This is a genomic window from Eubacterium sp. MSJ-13 (assembly GCF_018918235.1).
GTDB lineage: Bacteria > Bacillota > Clostridia > Lachnospirales > Lachnospiraceae > Butyribacter.
In genome coordinates this window covers 1-9,866 of the sequence record NZ_JAHLQE010000150.1, presented here as the reverse complement: position 1 = coordinate 9,866, position 9,866 = coordinate 1, and the positions used below count along the sequence as shown (strand labels likewise).

At 35.2% G+C, this 9,866-nt stretch carries 14 protein-coding genes; 1 reads left to right on the top strand and 13 read right to left on the bottom strand.

Features of this window, described 5'->3' with window-relative positions; translation table 11 throughout:
* Nucleotides 1-1,518 (top strand): TaqI-like C-terminal specificity domain-containing protein (locus KQI69_RS09370; RefSeq protein WP_216565115.1); only part of this gene is annotated, 1,518 nt, incomplete at its 5' end.
* A gap of 222 nt (nucleotides 1,519-1,740) precedes the next feature.
* Here the strand turns inward: KQI69_RS09370 and KQI69_RS10525 are convergent.
* From KQI69_RS10525 to KQI69_RS09305, 13 genes are all read right to left on the bottom strand, one after another.
* On the bottom strand, nucleotides 1,741-2,016 hold the full coding sequence (locus KQI69_RS10525) for a hypothetical protein (protein ID WP_253289082.1): 276 nt from the start codon (nucleotides 2,014-2,016) through the stop codon (nucleotides 1,741-1,743).
* Nucleotides 2,017-2,096: 80 nt separating this feature from the next.
* The gene (locus KQI69_RS09360) at nucleotides 2,097-2,720 is read right to left on the bottom strand and encodes a hypothetical protein (protein ID WP_216565114.1); all 624 of its coding nucleotides are present in this window, start codon (nucleotides 2,718-2,720) and stop codon (nucleotides 2,097-2,099) included.
* A 105-nt stretch (nucleotides 2,721-2,825) separates the two neighbouring features.
* Nucleotides 2,826-3,287: a hypothetical protein gene (locus KQI69_RS09355; protein WP_253289081.1), complete on the bottom strand. Its 462-nt coding sequence runs from the start codon at nucleotides 3,285-3,287 to the stop codon at nucleotides 2,826-2,828.
* 83 nt (nucleotides 3,288-3,370) lie between these two features.
* Complete coding sequence (locus KQI69_RS09350; protein ID WP_253289080.1) at nucleotides 3,371-4,492, bottom strand: recombinase family protein; 1,122 nt, start codon at nucleotides 4,490-4,492, stop codon at nucleotides 3,371-3,373.
* A 1-nt stretch (nucleotide 4,493) separates the two neighbouring features.
* Nucleotides 4,494-6,185, bottom strand: coding sequence for a recombinase family protein (locus KQI69_RS09345; protein WP_216565113.1), 1,692 nt, complete (start codon nucleotides 6,183-6,185; stop codon nucleotides 4,494-4,496).
* Between the two features lie 139 nt (nucleotides 6,186-6,324).
* On the bottom strand, nucleotides 6,325-6,573 hold the full coding sequence (locus KQI69_RS09340) for a DUF6870 family protein (RefSeq protein ID WP_015559318.1): 249 nt from the start codon (nucleotides 6,571-6,573) through the stop codon (nucleotides 6,325-6,327).
* A gap of 82 nt (nucleotides 6,574-6,655) precedes the next feature.
* On the bottom strand, nucleotides 6,656-7,042 hold the full coding sequence (locus KQI69_RS09335) for a type II toxin-antitoxin system PemK/MazF family toxin (protein WP_216565112.1): 387 nt from the start codon (nucleotides 7,040-7,042) through the stop codon (nucleotides 6,656-6,658).
* Nucleotides 7,043-7,047: 5 nt separating this feature from the next.
* On the bottom strand, nucleotides 7,048-7,215 hold the full coding sequence (locus KQI69_RS09330; protein ID WP_216565117.1) for a hypothetical protein: 168 nt from the start codon (nucleotides 7,213-7,215) through the stop codon (nucleotides 7,048-7,050).
* Nucleotides 7,187-7,510, bottom strand: coding sequence for a polysaccharide deacetylase (locus tag KQI69_RS09325; protein ID WP_216565111.1), 324 nt, complete (start codon nucleotides 7,508-7,510; stop codon nucleotides 7,187-7,189). The genes KQI69_RS09330 and KQI69_RS09325 overlap by 29 nt, the downstream gene beginning before the upstream one ends.
* Before the next feature lie 8 nt (nucleotides 7,511-7,518).
* Nucleotides 7,519-7,941 carry a phosphoglycerate mutase gene (locus KQI69_RS09320; RefSeq protein ID WP_216565110.1) on the bottom strand — a complete coding sequence of 141 codons (423 nt, stop codon included), beginning with the start codon at nucleotides 7,939-7,941 and terminating at the stop codon, nucleotides 7,519-7,521.
* Nucleotides 7,942-7,995: 54 nt separating this feature from the next.
* Nucleotides 7,996-8,271, bottom strand: coding sequence for a hypothetical protein (locus KQI69_RS09315; RefSeq protein ID WP_216565116.1), 276 nt, complete (start codon nucleotides 8,269-8,271; stop codon nucleotides 7,996-7,998).
* 336 nt (nucleotides 8,272-8,607) lie between these two features.
* Nucleotides 8,608-8,964 (bottom strand): helix-turn-helix domain-containing protein, encoded by a 357-nt coding sequence (locus tag KQI69_RS09310; protein ID WP_216565109.1) that lies wholly within the window; start codon nucleotides 8,962-8,964, stop codon nucleotides 8,608-8,610.
* Nucleotides 8,965-9,551: 587 nt separating this feature from the next.
* Complete coding sequence (locus KQI69_RS09305; RefSeq protein WP_243279633.1) at nucleotides 9,552-9,764, bottom strand: hypothetical protein; 213 nt, start codon at nucleotides 9,762-9,764, stop codon at nucleotides 9,552-9,554.
* Nucleotides 9,765-9,866: the final 102 nt, after the last annotated feature.

Sequence of the window (9,866 nt, the reverse complement as noted above, 5' to 3'; positions counted from 1 at the left end):
AAAAAAAAAGCCATTACCTTTTGTAAAAAATATCCTTCACTTTTTAATCTAAATTATGTATATGAAAAAAATGAGGATATACTTGGACTTATCTATATTTCATGTAAAAATATCAGAAATCGAAAAGCTACAGGTTCATATTTCACACCTACAGCTATTGTTAAAAAACATATTAACGGATTGAATTTCCAACCTGCCGACACTATTCTTGATCCTTGCTGCGGAACGGGTAATTTCCTTTTGCAACTTCCAGAAATATGCAATTTTGAGAATATATACGGAAATGATATAGACATTATAAGTGTAAAGATAGCACGCATAAATATGGCTCTCAAATTTCCCAATGCCTCTTCTGATATTATATGTGAGCATATAACAAATAAGGATTATCTGACTTCTTTTCCAAACAATAAATTTAATTTTATTATAGGTAATCCTCCATGGGGATTTGACTTTTCAGATGAAATGAAAAAAAGTCTTACAAAAAAGTTTAATGCTGTAAATGGAAAAAACATTGAATCCTATGACATTTTTATCGAACAAGCATTTAATAATCTTGTCCCTGATGGTCATATAGCTTATATTGTCCCTGAAGCTATATTAAATGTGAAATCACATATCAACATAAGAAAACTAATTTTACAGATTAGTTCAATTAACTATATCGAATTTTTAGGAAATGCTTTTGACGGTGTACAATGTCCTTGTGTAATTTTAGATTTAATATACACAGGCAAACACTTGTCAACTGTAAATACCACTATTAAAAACGATACACACAATTTTACAATAAAAACTGATAGAAAAATCAATGCTGATAATTTTACATTTAATACAACTGATAATGAATATTCTGTATTGAAAAAAATCAAAGAGTACCCTGGTATCACAACTCTCAAAGATAATTCAGATTTTGCACTTGGTATAGTAACCGGAAATAATAAACAGTATATTTCCAATATTAAAACAGCCGACAATGAAATGATATTAAAAGGTTCAGACATCAGTAAGTACCATATAAACCAAACAGATAATTATATTATATTTACCCCTGAATCCTTTCAGCAGGTAGCACCTGTCCAAATGTATCGTGCTCATGAAAAACTGCTTTACCGTTTCATATGTAACCAGCTTGTTTTTGCCTATGATAATAAGCAGACTCTCTCTCTCAATAGTTGCAATATTGTAATTCCTAAAATTGATGGGCTGCATATAAAATATATACTTGCCATCCTAAATTCACGAATTGCACAGTTTGTATATATAAAGGAATTTAATTCTGTCAAGGTATTACGAAACCATATCGAACATATACCAATACCTATAGTGTCAGAAAAAAAGCAAAATGAAATCATAAAATTAACCGATATTTTAATACAAGGCTGCACTGATAATGAAACTTATATAATATATGATAAACTTGATGATATTATATTTGGACTCTGGAATCTTTCAGATAATGAAAAAAATATTATAAAAAATGCCATTGACAATGAAAATATGTTTCTAACTTCATAATTTAAACGCTCAATATTACAAAATTATTATTCTGTAGTATTGAGCGTTTGTATAATCTTTAAATCTTTTTTCCCTTTTTATATACAATATCAAAAATCTCATGTTGTTGAACTGAAAATGGTTTTAGTTCATCCTCTGTCATAAAAACTTGTCCCTCAAAAACATCTATACCTTTAATACCTGTATTTTCATTTCTATGTTGTGAACCTAATTTACCGGTTTTTAAAAGTTCCCCACTTGTAAGTACCCAATAAATAATCTCATCCCTGCATACTCCAATCCAAATAAATACAGATACTTGTTCCTCTCGGTATATTCCCTGTCCAATTTAAGATACTCGTCATAGGATATAATTCCTGCTGCCAAAAGATATGCCATAACTTTTCCCATTGAACTAAAAGGAAAAACCGATTTTTCTCCATTAGCTCTTTCTATTATTTTTTCGGCCTTTCCCGTTTTCTTCAATAGTAAATCCAGTTCTTCTTTTAATTGCTTCATTTGTGCTTCTCCTTCTACAAAATTCTAACCTCTACATTTTGTAGTATAATATGCGGATAATTCTTACGCAAGCCTATTTCTCATTTATCATTAAGCCTGTCTTCTCTCGATATCCTGTGGCAAATTGGTACCATTATCAGATATATTATAAGAGCATAAAATAATGTCAGCATACAAACAGACAGATTTATCATAAGTGTTACCATATTGTCTATTCTGCTGTAAAAGACGATTATGCTCTGAAATACAAAGTCAAGTGTTCCCACCGGAATAACCATTTTCTTTATAATAAATGGAATTTCCCTTTTGTCATGCACACCCGAAAACAACACACCTGCACCACACACCAATACCAGCAGCACCACAGATGGTACATCAAAATACATTCCCGCACTAACTCCTGTCTCTCCCAGCAGATATATCCATAAAAGTAACGCAAGTCCTGTAAAAACTGCTCCCATAACTATACTTATCCTATTTCCTTTTTTCTGTTTTTCATTCTCTTTAAATAAACTCATAATATTTTCCTCCGCTTTCACAGCATATGTATCGGAAGATATATCCTCACCTGCCAGCAACTCATTCACACTTATATCAAGTGCATCGCACAATGGCTTGAGAGAACCAAAGTCAGGCAGACCATTTCCTGCTCGTGTCAACCCCAGACCAAAAAAAATTGATTTTTTTGTACCCTCAAATACCACTTTCTATTATACCTGCTATCGCTGTATATTGAAAGCAATACTTATGCCTGCAGAAGAAAGGAGTGCCATATTTTCTCGACACTCCAAACTCCATAAGCATCCATCTTACTTGAAAAATGGATCATCTGTATTCCATACAATCTCTATATTGTCCTCTCCATTGATAATCACTTTTTTGATTACCTTCTGGATTTTCTCTCTGTCAAAAGATTCCATATTGATGATACTTTCTAACTGTGTCTCAAACTTACTAGAAGAATTATCTTCTGGCGGTATTTCTGTTTTAAGCTGTTCGATTTCCTGATGCAATTCATCAATCTGCTCCACCATCGCCTTTGAACGCTTGACATACTCTTCTCTTGTGAGCTTGTCATCCTTATAATCAGAATACAACATCATCTTTTTACTGCTGAGGCTCTTCACCTTCTTTTCAAGTGTTGCAATCTTTTCTTCCGGAGATACTTCTTTCGATTTACCAGCTTTCTTTATTCCTTTCTCATCCAGATAAGCTGTTGCATACATATTTACAATTTTTATGATTGCATCTTCAACCTTGGCAATTTCCACCCTGTTGTTTTTGCATGGAGAATTTTCCTCAATTCTTGACGAGTAACAAAGAAGAATGTCACCTTTTACCCTTTTGCTGGGTGCTAAAGCTCTGCCACACACACCACAATAATAAAACGGATTATAGTTTCTCTTAGTCTCATTCCCTTGCCACAGTCTCCGCATACGATTTTTCCCTTTAGCAGATTCATTTCATTAGGTGGGTGTTTTGTAAACTCTTTTGCAAAATAAGCATCCGAGATTTCCTTTACTCTTTCCTGTGCCTTTTCAAATGTCTCTTTGTCAACAAGCGGCTCATGCGTATTTTCAACAATGACCCATTCACTTGGATCTGTTGCATGGAGTGGAATATTATTGTATTTCTCAATTACAACTTTCCCATGCACCGCCGAACCAATATATGCCTGATTTGTCAGTATTGACTTAACTGTTGTTTTGGTCCATACACCATTGGTTTTTACATTCTGCTGGTAACCAAGAGATTTTAAATACATCAATGGTGACATTATTCCCTGCTCATTCAGATATTTTGCAATTGGTGTGTAACCTTTGCCATCTAAAAACAATTTATAAATAAGCCTGACATTTCCAGCAGTTGCTTCATCCACAACAATTCTGTTCTTCTCCGTCTTGGATTTCAGATATCCATATGGAGCAAAACCGCACATATATTCATCAGTAGTCCATTTTCTACGATGTGCAGTTGAAACTTTCTTGGAAATATCCTTTGCATAAAACTCATTTACGATATTTTTCAAAGGCATCATAAGGTCTGTGCCAGGTCTGAACGAGTCAAAATCATCCGTAACAGCAATGAATCTTACATTGAGAAAAGGAAACACTCTTTCAATGTAGTTCCCCATCTCCACATAGTTTCTTCCAAGTCTCGATAAATCCTTAACAATAATACAGTTAATTCTTCCTGTTTTTGCATCCTCAAGCATTCGCTTAAAATCCGGTCTTTCAAAATTAGTACCGGTAAAGGAAGCATCATAATATTCCTCTTCAATTACAATATCTTCGTGATCTTTGACATAATTCTTCATAAGTTCCATCTGTGTTTCGATTGTCCCTCTCTCAATGTTCTCTTCCTTTTCATGGGACAGTCTTGCATATAATCCAGCCTTAAAAAGAACCTTCTTCTCTTTATCCGGTAAGGCTGTGTTTTCCTGTAGCATCATATTTTTTCTGCTTTTTCTTGCCATATTACACAGCCTCCCTTCTGCTGATATTTAATTGTCCACCCGGTTCTTTATCTACTTGATAACCAAGTTTTTCGACTGATTCTAATAACTTCTTATAACAATCATCAAAGTCAAATACGATTTCAATCTCTTTATTCTCTGAAACCCTTACCTCAGAAATCAGTTTTACAACCACGTCCCTGGTCAGTTCCTTAATATCCTTGTATTCGGTAAAATAATTCATCCAGAGATGCTTATCATCCTTCTCCTCAAGAATTAAAGCAATGTTTCTCTCAATCTGGCGAATTATTTCTTCTCCCTCTTTTGCTTTTTTCAGATATGCCTCATGAAGTTCAAGATATTCTTCTTTAGTAAGAATTCCGTCCTTCATATCTTCATACAGTGAAGTTTTCAGTCTTTTACACTTCTCAACTTCCTCAAGTTTTTTCTGTTTTCTTGCTTCAAGACTTTTTACATCAAGCTGCTGGAAAGGAATTGTTCCAATATAATCAAGTATTTCTTCCAGATTCATTACGTTTTTGATATGAAGCTTTAGCATTTCAAGCACCGTACCCTCTAATAACGATACTGATATTGAGTGCTGTGAACACTGCTTTGTCAATTTATGATTAGAGCAGATATAGTAAGCGTATTTCTTATCACCTGCTGTTGTAATTTTTCTTGTCATTGGTGAACCACAGTCTGCACATACTGCAATACCTGAAAGATTATAGACCACATCGGAATCCGGAGAGATTCTCGTATCCATTCCTAACAGTCTTTGAACAATCTCATAGTCCCTGTTACTTATAATCGGCTCATGGTTTTTCTCAATTCTTATCCAGTCAGCTTCCGGCTTAACAACCTCCTGTTTAACCTTATGATTTGGTGTTGTTCTTTTGCCTTGAACAAGATTTCCAATGTAAATCTCATTTTCAAGAATCCTACGGACCGTGACTGAACTCCATACCGATTTTTCATTCTGTAAAAATCCGGTCTGATAACCGCTCCCTGTGCTCTGCTTATATTCCATAGGTGCAAGCACACCCTCATTATTCAACTGTGTTGCTATTGCATCCTGACTCATTCCGTGAAGCTTTAGCCGAAAAATTTCCTTCACAATACCGGCTGCATAAGTATCAATAACCAGCTTATGTTTATCATCATCCGATTTTTCATACCCATAGGGAACAAATGCACCGATATACTCACCATTTTTTCTCTTTACATCCAAATGGCTTCGTATCTTTATACTGATATCCCTGCAATATGCATCATTGATCAGGTTTTTAAACGGAATAATAATCTCATCACCCTGTGACTTTCCAGTCACACTGTCATAGTTATCATTGATTGCAATAAACCTTACACCAAGAGCCGGAAATAATCTTTCGATGTATCGACCTGAATCAATATACTCACGTCCAAAACGTGAAAGATCCTTTACCACCACACAATCAATTACTCCTCGCTTAATATCTTCCATCATCGTCTGAAAAGACGGACGGTCAAAATTAGAGCCGGAATAACCATCATCCACATATTCTTTAACTATTCTAATGTACTTTTTGTCTGCAAGGAAATTTCGGATGAAATCCTTTTGATTTGAAATACTATTACTCTCAGCTTTTGCGCTGGTAGAAACATCGCCATCCTCCTTAGATAATCTAACGTAGATGGCTGCATGATAGATTTTTGAGATTTGTTTACTCATATCGCAACACTCCTTTAAATATTCTACGTCAGATGTACCCAACTAAAATATCAAAGGAAGTTATGCCATATTCATTTAGTCCTTGAACATATCATAGCACAACTCCCTCTCATTTTCCATATGATTCTGAAAAAAGATTCTAAACTGTAAGCAGCATATTCTTGAAAGCTTCTTCTATGGAAACTCCATTATTGGCAAAGCTTACTTTAACTTTCATCTTTCCCACTCTCATCATATAGGGATTTCCAACTTTTCTTATAAACTTCTGCTGTCTCTTTTCAATCGTATCATTCAAATCAGCATGATAAGATGCCATATCGGGCATTTCATTAATCTTGACATCGCTAAAATCAGTATCAAGCAATGCTCTGTATTCTTCTGCTGTCATAAAATCTATCCCCCTTTCAGTAAAAATGCCACCCATAAAATACAGGTGGCTATGTAACCCGGAGCAAATGCCCCGGTAATATTTAATTGTACTTTTCATATGCCCCAATCTGGATTTTTACACATTCAGTAATCTTATCAAGTAGTTCCGTATCTGAAATTGAAGCAACTACCCTCTCAATCTGGACATTTACATCAATGGATACAATCTGCTCACATAATGCCATACTGTCAAATACCTCAAAATCTGTGTCAGTAACCTTTACCTTTGCAGCCGGTATTGGACAGTGGGTTGGCAGATATTTCTTTTTCCATGTTTTTGTGGACATGGCTACTGCTGTGACAACCGGTGAATACTGATTTGCCTTGTTATTTGAGATAATAATATAAGGTCTTGTATACTTCTGAATGCTCCCTTTACTTACTGACTCCAGATTTGCAATAACAATATCGCCCCTGCTCAGTTTCATCTATGTCATTCCTCCTGTTCCCTGATATATTCTTCTGCCTCATCCTCTGTCGGACAGGCAACAATCCGTTTCCCATGTTCATCAATCACTACTGTTTCGCCCGGAAATATAATCAGTTTTAATTTTCGATTTTCTTCTGTCATATCATTCAAAAGAAATGAGAGCAGGTTCATAGCCCCTGCTCTCTGTATTAATACTGATTTCATGTTCCGCTGCAAGTGTCATTACAGCTTTAATCTCATTAAGTTCCATTGAAATGTCTACCACATCTCTTACCAACACACAGATAATGGCATCTCTTTCAATATAATATCTTAATCGTTCAACTGCTTTTTTATCTGTATTAAAAATTGTCTCAACAACTTCCATGCCGGACTTTTTTGCATATGCCTCGATACGGTCAGCTGTATCATTTGCATTATTCCTTACAAATATCAGACACTGCTTTTTTTCTCTGGAATCCTGCATATTGCCTCCTATCTGCCGTCCCTGATGTTATGATAGAACTTTGATACCGTATCAAGTACCAGCCCTCTTATATCACTTTCCTGAACAGGCTCTTTGTACATCATCTCATAACACTCTTCAAGTTCTCCATTAATATCCTCCACATAGATATCATATTCGCTGAGTTTTCCAAGTGTATCAATAACGGTCTCATCTGTTGCACCAATCATATCCTTTGAAAGTGTTATGATTATATTAATATCTTCTTCCATATTTAAGCCGATAAAGGCATATTTCATCGGAAATGAAACTCCTTCTGTAGAAGCAGGCTCTGAAAGCATAGCTACAATTTCATAGCCATTATCCTTACAATACTTTTCAAGCAGCGCCGGCACAAAATGATCTGTAGCCTCTAATCCTGTTTTTACATAATATATAATTGCTCTTTCCATCTTAAAATCTCCTTATAAATAATATTGATTTGATACTGTGCACACTTTATCTCCTCACATAAGCTGACTTATCTGTACTCTCCACACCATCACACCTAAACATTTCTTTTCTGTCGGTGACCATAAATCAGCTTGTGTGGGAAGATAAAAAATCTTCCCAACCTCTCGGTTCTCCCCTGTCCGGGTAACATATCCTTTGCCAGCCACAAACACTTCGTAGTTTCCTGCCCATCTGGACTTACGAAAGTAGCCACTCTCTGAAAATGCATTTCGCTGAAATTCAGGTGCACTTATTATCTCATTACCTCCGGCTGCTAATCCGGTAGGCACAACCCTCTGCTCTTATCCTTAAAGGCTCCTGCTGTCACGTTTCTCATAATCGGCTGCAGCTCCGAGGATAGTCATCGCACGAAATGGGATTCTGCCACCCTGTCATAGACAAGGCGATATAAGCTCGTGGGATATGCGTGTCCTATTCTGTTGTCATAGATCAATCATGGTCAATGACAGATCAGCATTCAGTGTTCGTTTGCTCTTATATTCAGTAATCTGTGTTCCTGTCATGCTTGGTCATCAACCATGACTAAATTGTATAAAAAAAAGACGCATCCAAAAACGGAGCGTCCTTCCGAAATATCAATATTTCTTCGTAAGATTTTACGCATTTTATACTGCAACTGGTTTCCTTCGTATAATATTCAACATGTCCATAAGTTGTTGCTTTTCAAAATCAGTACATTCCTGCAGTGTTCTATCAAATGAGTCTGATATATTTATAGGTTCTATCAGAGGCTTGTCTATATTGAAATAGAAATAATCAGCAGATACATTGAATTCCTGACAAAGTCTCTTTATGAGATCATGAGGTATAGCTGTTTTTCCCTTTTCATAATTATAGATTGTGTCTCTACTCATCCCCAGTCTCTCTGCAAATCTTTCCTGACTGAGTTTTGATGCATTACGCAGTTTCTTCAGTTGCCTGCCCATCTGCTCTGCATCAAAGACTTCATCTTGGATTTCCATGTTCTGCTTCACCTCCTTTTCTCTAAATTTCGTGGAGGTAAATAAAAAAAGACCTCCACAACAAAACACAAAATCTTCTCAAGTCTAAATTTCTACTCTTCTAAAATTTTCTAATTTTGTTATGTAAGTCTTTAAATTTTTTCTTTATTAAATCAAATATGTATTAAAACTTCTATCGTACTTTGCCTAATCTTTTTTCTATCACTCTTCTATCAATTTTTCCGGCATATTTTTAAACCATTTTATACATTTCAAATATTCATTCTTATTAATCTAAATTACATTTCTTTAAGTTTAATATTTGTTCCTTTGATTTTAGACAGTTCTCAATATTCAATTGTAACTTGTACATTACCATTTTTATCCAGTTTTGTCAACACATTGCGACAAATTTTGCATTTTCTAAATATCATCTGAATACATTGGAAAATATAACAATTTCTTACATAACAAAAAACAAAACGCAGAGAAACAAAGTAACTAAGTTACCTTATTTCCCTGCGTCTCTGGTGCTTGACATTATTTCACTACACTCTGTGTAGCTTTTACGAAATATGCCGCCCTTATCAGGTGAGCCATAATTCAATTTATATCTTAAATACTCCATTTTTGCTATGGCTGATTAAATATCCCTGTGTATACTTCTTCATAACCATAACGCGATCACAGCGTTCGCATTTAAGACTGATTCCACTCATCACAACTTCCATGTCGCTGCTTTTATCATCATTTATCAAGTAATCAAAAAATCTCTTTTTACATTTTTTACATCTAATTTCTATAACATTTCCTTTGTTCAATTCAGTTCGCTCCTTATTCATACAAAATCATCAATCTACAATTCTGTACTCGTAAAGGAAAGGGAAATCACCTTTGCAAGCCTTTTGCCGGGAGTTCCGATG

Excerpts from the sequence above, each read along its gene's own strand:
- KQI69_RS10525 (WP_253289082.1), bottom strand. The coding sequence starts at position 2,016 with ATGAAGCAATTAAAAGAAGAACTGGATTTACTATTGAAGAAAACGGGA.
- KQI69_RS09345 (WP_216565113.1), bottom strand. The coding sequence starts at position 6,185 with ATGAGTAAACAAATCTCAAAAATCTATCATGCAGCCATCTACGTTAGA.
- KQI69_RS09320 (WP_216565110.1), bottom strand. The coding sequence starts at position 7,941 with ATGGAAAGAGCAATTATATATTATGTAAAAACAGGATTAGAGGCTACA.
- KQI69_RS09340 (WP_015559318.1), bottom strand. The coding sequence starts at position 6,573 with ATGACAGCAGAAGAATACAGAGCATTGCTTGATACTGATTTTAGCGAT.
- KQI69_RS09330 (WP_216565117.1), bottom strand. The coding sequence starts at position 7,215 with ATGAACCTGCTCTCATTTCTTTTGAATGATATGACAGAAGAAAATCGA.
- KQI69_RS09335 (WP_216565112.1), bottom strand. The coding sequence starts at position 7,042 with ATGAAACTGAGCAGGGGCGATATTGTTATTGCAAATCTGGAGTCAGTA.
- KQI69_RS09310 (WP_216565109.1), bottom strand. The coding sequence starts at position 8,964 with ATGGAAATCCAAGATGAAGTCTTTGATGCAGAGCAGATGGGCAGGCAA.
- KQI69_RS09350 (WP_253289080.1), bottom strand. The coding sequence starts at position 4,492 with ATGGCAAGAAAAAGCAGAAAAAATATGATGCTACAGGAAAACACAGCC.
- KQI69_RS09325 (WP_216565111.1), bottom strand. The coding sequence starts at position 7,510 with ATGCAGGATTCCAGAGAAAAAAAGCAGTGTCTGATATTTGTAAGGAAT.